The sequence below is a fragment of the Novosphingobium sp. genome (assembly GCF_027531025.1).
Lineage (GTDB): Bacteria > Pseudomonadota > Alphaproteobacteria > Sphingomonadales > Sphingomonadaceae > Novosphingobium.
On record NZ_JAPZQX010000006.1, the window covers coordinates 148,942 to 164,372 of the forward strand.

A 15,431-nucleotide genomic window follows, 5' to 3' on the forward strand; every position below is an offset into this window, starting at 1 on the left:
CGGGCGGTGCCGGTTAAGCCCGCGCGGCGGCCGGATCGGGCCGCCCTTCGGCGTCGAAGCGCAGCGCCAGCGGCACCTCGATCTGCGGCGGCTGCACCCGTTCGCCGCGCTTGAGCGACAGCACGAAGGCCAGCACCCCGGCGACCGCGGCGTAAAGCTCCTCGCGGATCACCTGCTGCTCGCGCGTGGTGAAGTAGACCGAACGGGCAAGCGCCGGGTATTCCAGCGTGGGCACGCCCAGCTCGGCGGCCAGCTCGCGCATCGCCAGCGCCTTTTCGCCGCGGCCCTTGGCCAGCACGATCGGGGCGGCCGCCTTGGCCGGATCATAGGCCATGGCCACCGAGAAGTGGCTGGGGTTGGTCAGCACGAACTGTGCTTCCTGCATGGCCTTGGCCACGCCGCCCATCGCCAGCTGGCGCTGCTTCTGGCGGATCGCCATCTTCTTTTCGGGCGACCCTTCGGCTTCCTTGTGCTCGTCGCGCAGTTCCTGCGCACTCATCTTCAGCCGCTGGTTGCGCCGCCACCATTGTACCGGCCAGTCGATCAGCGCGATCACGACGAGGCCCGCCGACAAGGCAAACAGCAGCCCGATAATCGCTTCCCAGGCCAGGGCCAGTTGCGGCCAGACCGTTGCGCCGCGGCCGAGCGACATGAGCTGGTCGAGCCAGCCCAGCGCCCAGTACCAGGCGATCGCGCCCAGCAGGAACAGCTTGAGCAGGCCCTTGCCCGCCTCGATCCAGCCGGTCGCCCCGAACATCCGCTTGAGCCCGGCGATCGGATCGAGCCGGTTGCCCTTGGGCAGCATGTTGGCGCCCACCCAGCGCCCGTCGCCGGTCATCAGCGTGCCGGCGAAGGTCAGGACCAGGACCAGCCCGGCCAGCGCGAGGACCGGCGGCAGCGTGGCCAGCAGGGCGGACAGCATGGCCGATCCGGGGTTGAATTCGTCAATCGCGCGGCGATCCCAGACAAAGCCCGCGCGCAGGGTGCCCTCCATCGCATCGAACAGCCACGGGCCGGCAAATTTCAGCCAGGCCGCGCCCAGCAGCACGGCAATCGCCGTGCCCAGCTCGCGGCTGCGCAGGACATCGCCCTTCTTCGTGGCATCAAGCTTGCGCTTCGGAGTTGGATCGAAGCTCTTTTCGCCGGCTGTCTCGCTCATCGCACCAGCAGGCTCCCGACCTGTTCAAGCCCCTGGGCAGAGAGGTCGCCAAACTGTTCGATCAGCAGCGGCACGGCCAGGATCAGCGCGGCCAGGCCCGCCAGCACGCCCAGCGGCAGACCCAGCGCGAACAGGTTCAGCGCCGGGGCGGAACGGCTGATTACCCCGGTGAGCACCTGGACCAGCAGCAGCACCAGCGTGACCGGCAGGGCGATGGCCAGCGCGGCGGTGAACATCGTCCCGCCAAAGCCCAGCACGGTCTCGATCCGCTCCGGCCCCAGCCAGGTCTGGCCCGGCGGGAAAGCGGTATAGCTGTCGATCACCAGCGCGATGAATTGCAGGTGTCCGCCCAGGCCCAGGAAGATCAGGGTCAGCAGCACGGTGAAGTATTGCCCCAGCGCGGGCGATTGGGCGCCGCTGACCGGGTCGACCGCGGTCGCCAGGCTAAGGCCCATGGCCCCGCCGATCTGCTCGGCCGCGATCACCGGAGCGGCGAAGCACAGTTGCAGGACAAAGCCCAGCGTCAGCCCGATCAGCACCTCGCCAAAAATCGCCAGCACCCCCTGGACCGAGAGCAGCGCGGGCGGCACCTGGACCGGCAGCCAGGCGCAGACCAGCACGGCGATCGCCCCGGTCATGGCCACCCGCAACTGCACCGGCACGGTGCCCGCACCAAAGAACGGCGCGGCGAGCAGGGCGGCGCCGATCCGCGTCATCACGAAGACCAGCTTCCACAGTTCGGCCTCGAGCGCGCCGAAGCCGAAGGTCATGCCGATCATCGCGGTCCCCCGGCGATGGTGGCGAAGATTTCCTGCGTGAAATCGCCGATCAGCCCCATCATCGAGGCGCCGAACACCACCAGCACCAGCGCGCTGATCGCCAGCTTGGGCACGAAGGTCAGCGTCTGTTCGTTGACCGAGGTCGCCGCCTGGACGATCCCGATCACGATCCCGACAGCAAGGGTGGCCAGCAGGACCGGGGCCGCGACCAGCGCGGTGGTCCACAGCATCCGGTCGGCCAGCGAAAGGAGGGCAGCGGTATCGTCCATGGCGCTATCCGAAACTTGCCGCGAGGCTGCCCATCAGCAGCGCCCAGCCATCGACCAGCACGAACAGCAGCAGCTTGAATGGCAGGCTGACGATGGTTGGACTCATCATCATCATCCCCAGGCTCATCAGCACGGACGAGACCACCAGGTCGATCACCAGGAAGGGCAGGAACAGCATGAAGCCGATCTGGAACGCGGTCTTGAGTTCGCTGGTGACGAAAGCCGGGAGCAGGATCGAGAAGGGCACGTCCTCGCCCCGCGCGAACTTGGGCGCCTTGGCCATGTCGGCAAACATGGCGAGGTCGGTCTTGCGGGTCTGGCGCAGCATGAAGGCGTGGAATTCCTTGCCGCCGTTGGCAATCGCCTGCTCGGCGTTGATCGTGCCCGCGGCATAGGGGGCAATCGCGGTCTGGTTCACCCGCTCCAGCGTCGGGGCCATGACGAACAGGCTGAGGAACAGCGCGAGGCCGATCAGCACCTGGTTGGGCGGGCTCTGTTGCAGGCCCAGCGCCTGGCGCAGGATCGACAGGACGATCAGGATCCGGGTGAAGCTGGTCATCATCAGCAGCAGGCCGGGCAGGATCGTCAGCAGCCCCATCAGCAGCAGCAGCTGGAGCGAGAGCGACAGGCCCGAGCCCTGGGCGCCGCCAATCGCGCCGAACGCGCGGTCCAGCGCGCCGGGCACGGCGGCCTGTGCCGCCGCGCCGACGGCTGCCTGGGCATGGGCCAGCGTGGGCAGGAGCAGGGCGGGAAGGGCGAGAAGCTTCCTCACGGTTCGATCTCCCGCGCCGGAGCCTCGGCCAGCCGCGCCAGCCCGTTGCGCGAGACCGAGACCAGGATCTCGCGCCCGTGGAACTCGATCACCGCCAGCTTGAGCGTGGGCGACAGCATGGTGGTTTCCACCACCCGCACCGCCTTGCCGCCCTGCGGCGCGGCGCCGAATTTCGCCTGGGCCTTGGCTGCCAGCTTGAGCGAGGCCCAGGCCAGCCCCGCGATCAGCGGCAGCAGCAGGACCAGCTTGAGGATGTACCAGCCCATCAGGCGATCTCTCCGCCCGGGGCGGCGCCACCGGCCAGTTCGACGATCCGCAGGCCGAAGCGGTTGCCCTCGGTCACGATCTCGCCCCGCGCGATCAGCTTGCCGTTGACCAGCACGTCGAGCAGCTCGTCGGTCAGCCGGTCAAGCATGACGACCGATTCCTCGCCGAGTGCGAGGACGTCCTTCAGTTTCATGTCGGTCTTGCCGAGCTCGACCGAGAGGCGGACGTCGACTTCCTTCAACAGGTCAAAGCCGCGGGTGTGAATGGTCATGGGATCTCTTCCGTTCCTGTCAGGCAATGTGAGTAAGCTTGATGGCAATGCGGTCGTCCTGGTTGCCGACCGTCCCGCGCGCGATCACCACGCCGCCGGCCTCCAGCGGGACGGCGCGGGCAATGGCGACCGGGAGCACCATGCCGGGTTCGAGCCGGGCAACGGTGCTGAGCGGCACGCGCATGTCGACCAGCCGCGCCGCCAGCGGCAGCGGGACATCGGCAAAGGGCGCGGCGGCGGGATCGGCGCTGCGGCGGGCAGCTGCCTCGACCCGGCGCGGGCCAAGCCATTCGGCGAGGCCCCCGGGCGATAGCGCCAGCACGATCGGCCAGGCCGGATCGCTGCCCTGGCTGACCAGCAGGGTGAGCGCGGCCGCGCCCATCGCTTCCGGGGCCTCGGCGCGCGGCTGGAAAACCAGCTCTTCGGTGCTGCAATCCAGCGTATCGGCGAGGGCGGCACCGATCGCGGCTGCGACCCGCCCGACCACCAGCGTGGCCGAGGGCGGCAGGGTGCTCGGCAGGGGCAGCGGCACTTCGCCCGGACCGCCAAAGGCCCGGTCGATCAGCCGCAGCATGGCCGCGCCATCGATCGCCAGGGCCAGTGGTTCTTGCGTGCCGGTACGGTTGACGAGGCCATGCGCCGCCACCGGCGGCAGGGTAGCATCGGCGCTCACGGCAACCCGGGGGGACTTGCCGCCCAGCACCGGCGCAAGGTGCAGCGTCAGCGCCTCGGCCAGGCGTTCGCCCAGCATGCGCCAGCGCAGGCCAAGCTCGGCCGGATCGGGGCCACGCGCGACCAGCTCGGCGCAATGCTGAGCGGCCGGCGCGGCGGCGACAAAGGCGCGGATGGGCTTGCTCATCGCCGCCTCACTGCACCAGGAAGGATTTGAAATAGACGGCATCGACCCCGCCAAAACCCTCGCGTTCGGTCAGCACGCGGTTGATCGTCTCGGTCAGCCGGGCCTGCAGGCGCTTCTTGCCTTCGGGGCTGAAGGCTTCTTCTTCGGGCGTGTCGGCCAGGACGACCAGCATCTCGCTGCGGATCGCCAGCTCGTGCTTGCGCAGCCACATCAGCACCCGCCCGTCGCGCCGGGTCGAACAGGCCACGCTGACCTGGATCAGCGCGGCCGAGTTCTTGAGGTTCGAAGTGAAGTCCTCGGTAAAGTTGTAATAGCTGGTGCGGTATTCGCTGCCGCCTTCTCCATCGATGTCGGCGGGGACATCGCCCTCCTTGCCCTTGGTCGGCAGGGCATAGGGGTCTTCCTCGCCCTTGCGGACCAGCTGCGGCTGGTTGTCTTCCTTTGCCCCTCCCTTGACCTGGTCCAGCATGCCGGACTGCACCAGGGCAAAGGCCCCGCCGCCGCCCGCGCCGACCAGCGCCAGGCCCACCAGCAGCTTCACCACCAGGCCCTTGCCCTTCTTCGGCGGTGCGGCGGTTTCGGTCTTGTCACTCATCGTTGGGTCCTCTGGCTTCGGGGTCAGGCAAAGATGCCGGCGCCGCGCAGGTCGCGGGCAGAATGGGTGGCGACCCGATCGGCGCGGGCGCGCCCGGGCATGGGCTGGTCAGCCGGACGGCCATCGCGCCGCTCGCCGCCCTGGGCGGATGGCTGGCCGGAATGCGAACCCTGCGAATGGGCGCTCGCGCCATCGTGCGAGCCTGTGCCGCTGCCGGGCTGGCGCTGAGTTCCGGCATCGCTGGTGGCGGGAGCAGGCGGGACGGCGGCCTGGACAGCGCGGGCAAAGTCGGGATCGGGGCTGGCAAGGGCGACCGACAGCCCATTGCCATCGCGCGAGAAGCTGAGGTCGATCCGCCCGAATTCGGAGTGCGCCAGGCTGAGCGAGGCAGCCTGCGGCACGGCCGCTTCGCGCGCTGCAACCAGCCGCTCGATCAGCTGGGCAAAGTCCTGCGGGCGCAGCATGGCCTCGGCCGTCGGCGCGGCGGCGCCGGTTTGGAGCGGGCTGGCCGTCACGGACGGAACCGCCAGACCCAGCGACGGGTTACCGGTGGCCGTGGCCGAAGCAGATGCGCCGGGCAGCAGGGCTGCGCCGGGCAGCAGGGCCTCGATCGCCTTGTCGCGCAGTGGCGCGGGGCTGATGCCGCCCTCCAGCTTGACCCGCAGGCTGGCGGCCAGACGCGGGGGCGGGGCATAGCGCGGCGGTTCGGGCAGTACCCGCGCCGCTTCGGGCAGTTCGGTCGCGGCCACCTGCAGCACGGGCAGGGCGGGGGCGGGCTGATCCTGGCCCGGAGCCAGGCGCGGCGGAGCAACCGGGGCGGGCAGCAGCGGGGTGGAGGCCGGACGGGCATCCCCGGTTGCTGGTTCGCGCGGGGTATCGAGCGCGGGCTGGGCCGGGGCCGGGCTGCCGGCGATCAGGATGTTCGCGGCCAGAGGCAGCAGCATAACGGGCGCGGTTGCCGGCGCTTCGGCTTCCACATCTTCGGCAACCGGCAAATCCTTGCCGCCATCCGGCAAACCCTTGCCGGCGGGGGGCGTCGCTGCAGCTATGGTTGCCGCCGTTTCATCATTGGCCGGTTGCCCGGCAGCGCCATCGCCCAACTGGGCCAGGAGCACGCCGAACCCGCCATTTTCCGCCCGATTTCCGCCATTGCTGGTGGGGGCGTCGATCGTGGTCGGGGCAGTCTGGGTGTTCAATGGGGCAGAAAGCGGCAGCATCAATGCGGGTCCTTCTCAGGGCTTCGCAAGCTTACCCTTCAAGACCCGTGCCAATTGCCTTGCGGGCGGCCAGGGGCGGCCGCGCGCGCTGCCGGGCGAGCTTCTGGGCCTCGGTCCGGGCGCGTTCCTCCACCGCCGCGCGGCTGCGTTCGGCGCGGGCGAGGTCGAGCTGGCGCTGGTCGGCGGCAGCCCTTGCGGCCAGGGCATCGCGGGTGGTGGCGCTGCCAATTGCGGCAAGGCCATCGGCAAAGATCGCCAGGCGTCGCAAGTCCGCCCCGCTGGTGCAATCGCGCCGCGCGCGGTAATCGGCGGCGAGGCGGGCGGTGCGGTCGGCCAGGGCCTGCAATTGCGCCAGGTGTCCTTCCGCCTCTGCGGCGGCGCGCAGCGCATCCTGCTTGGCCAGCGCGCGCACCCGTTCGAGCCGCGTCAGCCGCTTCAGCCGCGCTGCCTCAGCCGTCATCGCGCAGTAGCGCGGCCAGCGCGGCGATCGACTGGTCGAGCGGTACCGTGCTGCGCGCAGGCTGGCACAGGAACTCGGTCAGCCGGTCGTGGAGGGCGATCGCCCGGTCAAGCTGCGGATCGGCGCCGGGGCGATAGGCCCCCATCAGCACCAGGTCGCGGTTGGCTTCGTAAGCGGCGACTAGTGCGCGGAACCGCCGAGCCAGGGCCAGGTGATCGGGCCCGGCAATATCGGCCATCACCCGGCTGAGCGAGGCGGCGACGTCGATTGCCGGATACTGCCCGCGCTGGGCCAGGTCGCGGCTCAGCACGACATGGCCATCGAGGATTGCGCGGGCGGTATCGACCACCGGATCGTCCTGTGCATCGCCATCGGCCAGCACGGTGTAAAGCCCGGTGATCGAACCGCCCGAAGCGGCCGAATTGCCCGCCCGCTCGACCAGCTTGGTGATCGTTGCCAGCGCCGAAGGGGGATAGCCGCGCGCCGCGCCGGGTTCACCCAGCAGCAGGGCGATCTCGCGGCCCGCGTGGGCCACGCGGGTCAGGCTGTCCATGATCAGCAGGACCTGACGGCCCTGGGCGCGGAAATGTTCGGCGAGGCTCGTCGCCAGCATCGCCCCGCGCAGCCGCAGGTTGGGGGCATGGTCGGCCGGAACGGCAATCACCGCCGTGCGCTCGCGCTTGGCGCCGTGCATGTGACGTTCGACGAAGTCGGAAACCTCGCGCGCACGTTCGCCGATCAGGCCGACGATCACGATCTCGGCCTCGGCTCCGGTGGCGATCATGTCGAGCAGGACCGACTTGCCGACCCCTGATCCGGCCATGATCCCGATCCGCTGGCCGATCCCGAAAGTGGTGAGAGCATTAAGCGCACGCACACCGGTGTCGAAGGGGCTGCGCACCGGGCTGCGATCGAGCGCCCCGGCGCGTTTACCGCCGGCGGGCCACAGTGCGCGGGCATGGAGCGGCGGACCGCCATCGATCGGCACGCCCGCGCCATCGACGGCGCGGCCCAGATAGGCCTCACCCACGGGAACCATGCCGGGCTGCCCGCGGGTGCGCACCCGTGAACCCGGACGCAGCATCACCGTATCGCCCAGCAGCATCAACAGCGAGCGGCCATTGCGGAAGCCGATCACTTCGGCGGTCAGCGGCGCGGCCCCATGGGCCACGTCGCACAGCGCGCCAATCGGCGCGTTGAGGCCGCTGACCTCCAGCAGGCCGCCATCGCAGGCGCTGACCAGCCCATAGCGCACCGGATCGAGCCGCAATTGCGCCTCGCCCAGTTCGTCCAGCAGCGGCAGGCAGCGATTCAGCACGGGCCGAGCGCTTCGGCCAGGGCCCGCCGCCATTGCGCCGGGCCATCCTCGACCCCGCCTGCGCTGCCTTCCAGCCGCAAGGCACCCCGTTCCAGCGCCGGATCGGGTTCCACCGGCAGGCCCGCGGGCAAGCGGGCCACGATCAGGGCCAGGTCATCGGGGTGAAGCCGCAGCACGGCGGCATCGTCGGCCCGGGCCAGCATGGCGGTGGCGCGCGTGGCGCGCTGGACCAGGGCGTCAGGATCCATTGCCAGCGGGGCCAGAGCGGTCTCGCACAGCGCGGTCACGGTTTCGACCAGCCGCTGCCGCAGGACTTCACCCTGTTCGGCGTCGAGCCGCGCCAGGGCCAGTTCGATCCGGGCGCGTGCCAGGTCATCGGCCTCGCGGCGCAGGGCTGCTTCCGCCAGGGCTTCGGCATAGCCGGCGGCGTGGCCATCGGCCCAGGCCAGGGCCACGCGATCTTCGGGCGGCGGGGCAGGCGGCACCATGGCTTGACCCGAAAAGCGCGGATCACTGGCAAAGCCGCCCGCCCCGCCAAGGACTGCCAGCGGCAGACTAGACATATTCGCCGTCCGCGCTGCCCGAACCGAAGGCGATGATCCCTTCGTTGGCCAGTCGCTTCGCGGTGTTCACGATCACCTTCTGGGCTTCCTGCACCTCGGCCAGCTTCAGGCGGCCGCGCGCGGCGATCTCGTCCTTCACGCCTTCGGCCGCGCGGCTCGACATGGCCTGGAAGAACACGTCGCGCTGCTCCTCGCCAATGCCCTTCAGCGCATCGATCAGGACTTCGCTTTCCACTTCGCGCAGCAGAGCGCCCATTTCCAGCGGGCTGAGCGCGAAGAGGTGCTCGAACTTGAACATCTCGTTCTCGATCGCGCGGGCCAGGGTCCGGTCCATCCGGGTGAGTTCCGGCATGACGCGCTTCTCGACCGCCTTGCCGGCATTGTTGATGATCTCGGCCGCCTCGCGCGCGCCGCCCAGTTGCAACATGGCCGGGCCATGCAGGGCCGCGATCCGCTCGTTCAGCAGCCGGTCGAGCATGGCCAGCGCCTCGCCCGAAACCGGTCCCATCGTGGCGATCCGGTGCATCACCTGCGGCTGGAGCGCCGAGGGCAGGGCGCGCAGCACTTCGGCCGCCACTTCGGTCTGAAGTTGCAGCAGCAGCAGAGCGATCGCCTGGGGATGTTCGCCTTCGACCAGTTCGATCAGCGCCGGGGCATTGAGCCAGCGGGCCAGTTCGATCGAGCCGCGCTGGGTTTCGCCCTGCGGCAGGATTCGATCCATCAGGTTGTCGGCCTTCAGCGGGCCAAGCGCCTCGGTCATGAGATTGCGAACCCGCGTCGGCCGCCCTTCCGCCCCGATCCCGGAGCGATCGGCATGGTCGACAAAGCCCGCAATCGACTGACGGATCAGGTCGGGCCCGATCTCGCCCAGTGCGCACATCTTGTCGCCCAGCACGGCCAGCTCGTCGGGTTCGAGCCGGGCCAGCAGGCTGGCCGCAAGCCCTTCGTCGAGCAGCATCACCATCACGGCAGCCCGTTCGGCGTCGCTCAGCGCGGTCTGGTGGATGGCCGCCATCATGATTTGCTGTCCGGGGCCGGCTTCAGCATCCGGCGCAGCGCGACCAGGGCGTCTTCGGGCTTTTCCTCGACCAGTCGCTTGGCGAGTTCCACCTGCTTGCCGAGCTGCGCCGGATCATCGGATCCGGTGGACCGGCCTGCGGCTGGTCCGGGCAGGGCAAGTCTGTCTGCCGCGCCGGCACCGCTGCCATCGGCATAGCGCTTGAGCATCTTCAGCAAGGGTCGCCCGACCAGCAGCAGGACCAGGGCCACGGCCAGCAGGCCAACCAGGCTGCGCAGGACGAGGCTGAACCAGGCTGCCTCGTAGAAGGGTGTGCCGGTTTCGGCTACGGGTTCGAAGGGACGGGCCAGTACTGCGACCTGGTCGCCGCGCTGGGCATCGGCCCCCACAGCGGCACTGACCAGCGCCTTGAGCGCTTCGAGATCGGCCGGGCGGCCCTGTTTCTTCATCGCCTCGGCGCTGATCGCCACGGCGACCGACAGCCGCTTGACCTTGCCCGGCGCGGCATTGCTGACCGCCACTTCGCGGCCCAGTTCATAAGTCCGGGTCGCGCTCGATTCGCCGGTAGCCAGCGGCGCAGCGCCGGCCGGAGGGACGGTGGGCTGCGGCGCGCCGGGTTGCAGGGTGGTAGCCGGCGGCGGCGTATTGGCCAGCGCGCCCGGGACTCCGCCAACCAGCCCGGCAGCCGCGCCTTGCGACTGGGCCTGGCTTTCGGTGCGCAGCGCGCCGTCCTTTTCATAGCTTTCACGGGCCGAGGTGACCTGGTCCATGTCGAGCTCGACCTGGATCTCGCTGCTGAACTGGCCCTCGCCGAGGATCGGGGTGAGCAGTTGGTCGAGCTGGCCGCGCAGCTTGGTTTCCAGTCGGGTCTGCAGTTCGATCCGGTCGTTGTCCTTGCCGCTGGTGCGATCCGAGAGCAGGCGACCACCCTGGTCGACCACCCGCACGGCATCGGGCGACATGCCCGGTACCGAGGCGGCCACCAGGTTGACGATCGCCGCTACCTGTCCCTCGCCTAGGGTCCGCCCGCGCGCCATGCGCAGCATGACCGAGGCGCTGGGCGGCGAGTCCTCGCGCACGAAGGCGCTGCGGTTGGCTTCGGCGAGATGGACCCGGACGCCTTCGACGCCCTGGATCTCGCGGATCGTCAATTCCAGTTCACGCTCGCGGGCTTCGCGCAGGCGCGCGCCTTCCAGCGTGCGGCTGGCCCCCAGCGGCAGGCTGTCGAGGCTGGCGCTGGCATCGGGCGTGGCCAGCGCGCCATCGGCGGCCACGACCATGCGGGCGCGATAGAGCTCGTCCTCGGCCACGCTCAGTGCGCCGGTGGCATTGTCGATGGTATAGGCGATCCCGGCTCCGTCCAGCGCGGTCACCACGCCGGCCCGCTCGGCATCGGCCAGTTCGGCGAACAGCTGGCGCTGGGGCGGGGTGGCGATCACGGCCCAGGCCAGCGCGGCGAGGCCCAGGGCCCCGACCCCGGCGAGCCAGGGCGCGGCGCGGCGTACGGCCGGCTGGGCGGCGAAGCCACGCAGGCGCTGCAGCGGATCGTTGGGCGCGGTCGCGGTCGGCGACATCGGCGCGGGAACCAGTTCAGCCATCTATCAGACCCCCATCCGCATGATGTCCTGGTAAGCCGAGAGCAGGCGATTGCGGACCTGCAGCGTCGCCTCGAAGGCGATCCCGGCTTCCTGGCGGGCAAGCATCACCTTGGCGATGTCGGTGACCTCACCCTTTTCATAAGCTTCGGTCAGGGCCGAGGAACGCGCCTGGACCTGGTTGACCTGCTCGAGCGCGCCTTGCAGCGCGGCACCAAAGCCGCCTGCAGCACCAACCGGCGCTTGGGTTTCGGCGCTGGCCGGCTGCTGCAATTGCTGGAGCAGCTGCGACCGGTCGACGATCTGCTGGCGCAGCGCCAGGATCTGCTGGACGCTGCCGGCATTGCCGATCCCGCCGACACTCATCGGCCGGCTCCGGCGATGGCGAGGCCGGCCTCACGGAAGGCGGCGAGGCGATAGCGCAGGGTCCGTTCGGAAATGCCAAGCTCGCGCGCGGCGGCGATCCGGTTGCCGCCGACGGCATCGAGCACTTCGAGGATCGCTTCGGCCTCGCTGCGCTGAACCGCATCGGCCAGGCGGCGCGGTTCGGCCAGGCTGCGCGGTTCGAACTGGGGCCGGGCCGGGGCGGAGGCCAGCCGGGCGGGCTGATCGAACAGGATCTGCGCCGCGCCGATTTCCTCGGCGCCGTCAGCCAGCAACAGCGCGCGGCGGATCACGTTTTCCAGTTCGCGCACGTTGCCGGGCCAGGTGTGCAGTTTCAGCTTGGCCAGCGCCGCCTCGCTCAGCCAGGGCAGCGCGCGGTGAGCCGGGGCGTGGCGCAGCAGCATGGCAAAGGCCAGCGGGGCCACGTCATCCCCGCGCTCGCGCAGCGGACGCAGCGTGAGCGGGAAAACATTGAGGCGGTAGAACAGGTCTTCGCGGAACCGGCCGGCGGCAACTTCGCTCGGCAGGTCGCGGTTGGCGGCGGCAATGATCCGCACATCGACCTTGACCGGGCGGGTCGCGCCGATCGGCACGACTTCGCCTTCCTGCAGCGCGCGCAGCAGCTTGGCCTGGAGCGCCAGCGGCATCTCGGCGATCTCGTCGAGCAGCAGGGTGCCGCCATCGGCGGCGCGGAAGAAGCCTTCGCTGGCCTGGGTCGCCCCGGTGAAGGCACCCTTCTGGTGGCCGAACAGCATGGCTTCGAGCATGGTTTCGGGCATGGCCGCGCAGTTCACCGCCACGAAGGGGCCGGCACGGCGCGGGCTGCGATCGTGGATGAAGCGGCTGAGCACTTCCTTGCCGGTGCCGGTCGGCCCCGCGATCAGCACGGGGATGTCGCTGGCCGCCAGCCTCTCGGCCAGGGCCAGCACAGAAAGGCTTTCGGGATCGACCGCGATCGGGTGTGACGGCTGGGTCATGGCCGCCAGCGCGGCGGCAAGGGCCGCCTCGCCAGAGGGATCGCGATAGGTCAGGTGGTAACGGGCGCGGCCATCCTCGCGGCGCAGGCCGGGGCGCGCGGCGCGCTCCAGCGTCAGGCAGGGTGCCGGGCCGCTCGGCACGGGATCATGCTGTGTCCGCAGCCTGCCAAAGTCGGGTCCGGCCAGACCCAGGACGGAAGCGACCCGTTCGGCCAGCACGCTGTGCTGCCGCCAGGTGGCATCGCTGATGTTTGCTGCCGTCACGCCTGTTAACCCCCGTATCGATATCCTTCACAGGGGATATGCACTGATCCCGGCAAAGAATGGGGAAACGGATGGTTAGCTAAAAACCCCTAAGTGGCAAATTGCGGGGCGGGTGCCCTTAAACTTTTCTGTCGCTTGCCGCTCTAGGGCCTGGCAGCCGCGTCGGATGGTCCGTTTGTGGCTGGCTTATCGAGACGATCACGTCGAGACGATCACGGGAGTAGCCACAATGGCCGTTATCAATACCAACATCAGCGCGCTGAAGGCCGCCAACGCCTCGAACGCCGCGAACAAGATGCTCGGCACCGCGATGGAGCGCCTGTCGAGCGGCAAGCGTATCAACAGCGCCAAGGACGACGCTGCGGGCCTCGCCATCGCCACCAGCATGACCGCCCAGGTGCGCGGCATGAACCAGGCGATCCGCAATTCGAACGACGGTATCGCCCTGGCCCAGACCGCCGAAGGCGCGCTGAGCGAAGTGACCAACATGCTGCAGCGCGTGCGCGAACTGGCTGTCCAGTCGGCTTCGGGCACCTACGATGATGCTACCGACCGCGCCTATATGCAGACCGAAGTGGACGAACTGACTGCGCAGATCGACCAGGTCATCACCAATTCGGAATTCAACGGCGTGAAGCTGTTCGACGGCAGCGTTGCCTCCGTCACGATCCAGACCGGTGCGAGCGCCGCCGATACGGTTGACCTGACCATGGCTGACCTGTCCGGCTTGGCCGCCAGCGGCGGTGGGGCAGGTTCGTACGACGTGTCGACAGCATCGGCCGCCAATGGTCTGCTGACCACCATCGACGGCGAACTGGACGATATCAACTCGGCCCGTTCCACCCTGGGTGCTGCCCAGAACCGCCTTGAATCGGTGGTCAACAACCTGACCAGCAACGCCACCAACCTGTCCGATGCCCGCAGCCGGATCGAAGACGCCGACTATTCGGCTGAAACGACCGCGATGGCCAAGGCCCAGATCCTCTCGCAGGCTTCGACCGCGATGATCGCCCAGGCCAACCAGAGCCAGCAGAACGTCCTGTCGCTGCTGCGCTAAGCCAGGGAAAAATCGCCTGACCTTCCAGGCGCGGCCCGGCGGTTCCCCCCGAACCGCCGGGCCTTTTTCTGTGCTGGTCGATCGCGGAGCCGGTCAGTCGAAGCCGACCCAGCGGGTCGCTTCCTCCACGCTCTTGCGCTCGGACACCACGGCATTGGCCGGGAAGCTGTCATCCGGCCAGCCCAGGGCCACGGCCTTCATGATCACCTGATCATCCGGGATCCCGGCGTGTTCGCGCACCACCGGGCTCTGCATGATGCCCTGGCTGTTGATCACGCAGCCCAGGCCCCGCGACCAGGCGGCATTGACCAGCGCGGTCGTCACCGCCCCGCAATCGAAGGGCGTATCGTCGCTGTCGGCCAGTTCCTTGTCATAGGTGATGATCACGCAGACCGGCGCATCGAACTGGCGGAACCCGCGCAGCACCCAGTCGAGCCGGGCATCCTTGTCATCGCGGGCGATCCCTTGCGCGGCGAACAATTGCTTGGCGACCCCGATCTGGCGTTCGCGGTGGACCCCTTCGAAGGGGTGGCCGGTGCGGAATTCGCGGCTGTGCGGCACCCCGGCCAGGTTGCGTTCGGTGTTCCCTGCGCGGATCCGGTCAAGCGGCTCGCCGGTGATCACGTGAAAGTTCCACGGCTGGGTATTCATCGAGCTGGGCGCACGCATGGCCAGCCGGAGCACTTGCGCGATCAGCTCCTTGGGCACCGGCCGTTGCAGATAGCCCCGGATCGAGCGGCGGCCCATGATGACGTCATCGAATTCCATGCATTCTCCCCGTTTTTTTCCGTTGTCATTCCATGCCGGGCGGCACGTTGAAACCCAGTCGTTCGGCCGCGGCGATCAATTCGGCCCGGCGGCCTGGCGCCAGCCGGTTGGCCCGCGTCAGATAGGTGGCGACCAGCGCTGCTCCGGCCTTGTCCGGCGCTCCGGTGTCGAACGGCGGGGCTGGATCGTATTCCAGCGCCAGCTGGACTGCGCGGGCATGATCCTCGCCCGCGATCTCGGCCATCAGCGCCAGGGCAAAGTCGATTCCCGCCGTCACCCCGCCGCCGGTGGCGCGGTTGCGATCGATCACGTGGCGGGCGTGGACCGGCTCGGCCCCGAACAGTTCCAGCAGGTCGTGCCAGGCCCAGTGGGTGGTTGCCTTGTAACCCTGCAGCAGGCCCGCCGCGCCCAGGATCAGCGCGCCGGTGCAGACGCTGGTCACCCATTGCGCCTCGGCGCCCACCTGCCGCACCCAGTCGAGCGCCGGGGCATGGTCGATCACCTTGGCTACCTCGATCCCACCCGGCACGCACAGGATATCGGCGCGCGGGACATCGGCAAAGGTAGCGGTGGGCAGGATCGAGAACCCGGCATCGGTCGGCACCGGATCGCGATTGTCCCACACCAGGTCGACCTTTGCATCCGGCAGGCGCGAAAGGAACTGCGCGGGGCCGGTCAGGTCAAGCTGGGTGACGTTCGGAAACAGCAGGAAGGCGATATGCATCGCGGCGATCCTTGGCATGGTCCGGCCTGTCCAGCAACCGCCTTGCGCCACCGGTCCGAAGGGCGGCATTGTGCGGCTGGGCAACCATGGTACGTTCCGTTGAAAAATGAGGGTG

The 15,431-nt window shown here is 69.2% G+C and carries 19 protein-coding genes; 1 reads left to right on the forward strand and 18 read right to left on the reverse strand.

What is annotated here, in order from left to right; all coding sequences use genetic code 11:
• Positions 1 to 13: 13 nt before the first annotated feature.
• The 16 genes from O9281_RS10400 to O9281_RS10475 are packed head-to-tail and all read right to left on the reverse strand — an operon-like array spanning position 14 to position 12,767.
• Positions 14 to 1,159: a flagellar biosynthesis protein FlhB gene (locus tag O9281_RS10400; RefSeq protein WP_298185347.1), complete on the reverse strand. Its 1,146-nt coding sequence runs from the start codon at positions 1,157 to 1,159 to the stop codon at positions 14 to 16.
• Complete coding sequence (fliR, locus tag O9281_RS10405) at positions 1,156 to 1,938, reverse strand: flagellar biosynthetic protein FliR (protein ID WP_298185349.1); 783 nt, start codon at positions 1,936 to 1,938, stop codon at positions 1,156 to 1,158. Before fliR ends, O9281_RS10400 begins: the two co-directional genes overlap by 4 nt.
• On the reverse strand, positions 1,935 to 2,207 hold the full coding sequence (locus O9281_RS10410) for a flagellar biosynthetic protein FliQ (RefSeq protein WP_298185352.1): 273 nt from the start codon (positions 2,205 to 2,207) through the stop codon (positions 1,935 to 1,937). Before O9281_RS10410 ends, fliR begins: the two co-directional genes overlap by 4 nt.
• A gap of 4 nt (positions 2,208 to 2,211) precedes the next feature.
• On the reverse strand, positions 2,212 to 2,952 hold the full coding sequence (fliP, locus tag O9281_RS10415) for a flagellar type III secretion system pore protein FliP (RefSeq protein ID WP_298185583.1): 741 nt from the start codon (positions 2,950 to 2,952) through the stop codon (positions 2,212 to 2,214).
• Between the two features lie 23 nt (positions 2,953 to 2,975).
• Positions 2,976 to 3,245 (reverse strand): flagellar biosynthetic protein FliO, encoded by a 270-nt coding sequence (locus O9281_RS10420; RefSeq protein WP_298185355.1) that lies wholly within the window; start codon positions 3,243 to 3,245, stop codon positions 2,976 to 2,978.
• Complete coding sequence (fliN, locus tag O9281_RS10425; protein ID WP_298185357.1) at positions 3,245 to 3,517, reverse strand: flagellar motor switch protein FliN; 273 nt, start codon at positions 3,515 to 3,517, stop codon at positions 3,245 to 3,247. Before fliN ends, O9281_RS10420 begins: the two co-directional genes overlap by 1 nt.
• Positions 3,518 to 3,536: 19 nt before the next feature.
• Positions 3,537 to 4,376 carry a FliM/FliN family flagellar motor C-terminal domain-containing protein gene (locus tag O9281_RS10430; protein WP_298185359.1) on the reverse strand — a complete coding sequence of 280 codons (840 nt, stop codon included), beginning with the start codon at positions 4,374 to 4,376 and terminating at the stop codon, positions 3,537 to 3,539.
• Between the two features lie 7 nt (positions 4,377 to 4,383).
• On the reverse strand, positions 4,384 to 4,971 hold the full coding sequence (locus O9281_RS10435; RefSeq protein ID WP_298185361.1) for a flagellar basal body-associated FliL family protein: 588 nt from the start codon (positions 4,969 to 4,971) through the stop codon (positions 4,384 to 4,386).
• A gap of 23 nt (positions 4,972 to 4,994) precedes the next feature.
• Positions 4,995 to 6,188 carry a hypothetical protein gene (locus O9281_RS10440; protein ID WP_298185363.1) on the reverse strand — a complete coding sequence of 398 codons (1,194 nt, stop codon included), beginning with the start codon at positions 6,186 to 6,188 and terminating at the stop codon, positions 4,995 to 4,997.
• Positions 6,189 to 6,219: 31 nt separating this feature from the next.
• Complete coding sequence (locus tag O9281_RS10445) at positions 6,220 to 6,648, reverse strand: hypothetical protein (protein WP_298185366.1); 429 nt, start codon at positions 6,646 to 6,648, stop codon at positions 6,220 to 6,222.
• Positions 6,638 to 7,966 carry a FliI/YscN family ATPase gene (locus O9281_RS10450; RefSeq protein ID WP_298185368.1) on the reverse strand — a complete coding sequence of 443 codons (1,329 nt, stop codon included), beginning with the start codon at positions 7,964 to 7,966 and terminating at the stop codon, positions 6,638 to 6,640. Before O9281_RS10450 ends, O9281_RS10445 begins: the two co-directional genes overlap by 11 nt.
• The gene (locus O9281_RS10455; RefSeq protein ID WP_298185371.1) at positions 7,960 to 8,529 is read right to left on the reverse strand and encodes a FliH/SctL family protein; all 570 of its coding nucleotides are present in this window, start codon (positions 8,527 to 8,529) and stop codon (positions 7,960 to 7,962) included. The genes O9281_RS10450 and O9281_RS10455 overlap by 7 nt, the downstream gene beginning before the upstream one ends.
• Entirely contained in the window at positions 8,522 to 9,547 is a 1,026-nt protein-coding gene (locus O9281_RS10460; protein ID WP_298185375.1) for a FliG C-terminal domain-containing protein, read from the reverse strand. The genes O9281_RS10455 and O9281_RS10460 overlap by 8 nt, the downstream gene beginning before the upstream one ends.
• Entirely contained in the window at positions 9,544 to 11,145 is a 1,602-nt protein-coding gene (fliF, locus tag O9281_RS10465; RefSeq protein ID WP_298185377.1) for a flagellar basal-body MS-ring/collar protein FliF, read from the reverse strand. The genes O9281_RS10460 and fliF overlap by 4 nt, the downstream gene beginning before the upstream one ends.
• Positions 11,146 to 11,148: 3 nt before the next feature.
• Positions 11,149 to 11,508: a flagellar hook-basal body complex protein FliE gene (gene fliE, locus O9281_RS10470; RefSeq protein ID WP_298185379.1), complete on the reverse strand. Its 360-nt coding sequence runs from the start codon at positions 11,506 to 11,508 to the stop codon at positions 11,149 to 11,151.
• A complete protein-coding gene (locus O9281_RS10475; RefSeq protein ID WP_298185381.1) occupies positions 11,505 to 12,767 on the reverse strand; it encodes a sigma 54-interacting transcriptional regulator in 1,263 nt (420 codons plus the stop codon). Before O9281_RS10475 ends, fliE begins: the two co-directional genes overlap by 4 nt.
• Before the next feature lie 229 nt (positions 12,768 to 12,996).
• Here O9281_RS10475 and O9281_RS10480 point away from each other — a divergent pair, with 229 nt between their 5' ends.
• A complete protein-coding gene (locus tag O9281_RS10480; protein WP_298185383.1) occupies positions 12,997 to 13,824 on the forward strand; it encodes a flagellin in 828 nt (275 codons plus the stop codon).
• A gap of 93 nt (positions 13,825 to 13,917) precedes the next feature.
• On the opposite strand, the gene O9281_RS10485 is transcribed toward O9281_RS10480, so the two are convergent.
• Both O9281_RS10485 and O9281_RS10490 read right to left on the reverse strand, forming a co-directional pair.
• Positions 13,918 to 14,592, reverse strand: coding sequence for a nitroreductase (locus O9281_RS10485; RefSeq protein WP_298185386.1), 675 nt, complete (start codon positions 14,590 to 14,592; stop codon positions 13,918 to 13,920).
• A 25-nt stretch (positions 14,593 to 14,617) separates the two neighbouring features.
• Positions 14,618 to 15,316 (reverse strand): DJ-1/PfpI family protein, encoded by a 699-nt coding sequence (locus O9281_RS10490; RefSeq protein WP_298185389.1) that lies wholly within the window; start codon positions 15,314 to 15,316, stop codon positions 14,618 to 14,620.
• Positions 15,317 to 15,431 lie beyond the last annotated feature (115 nt).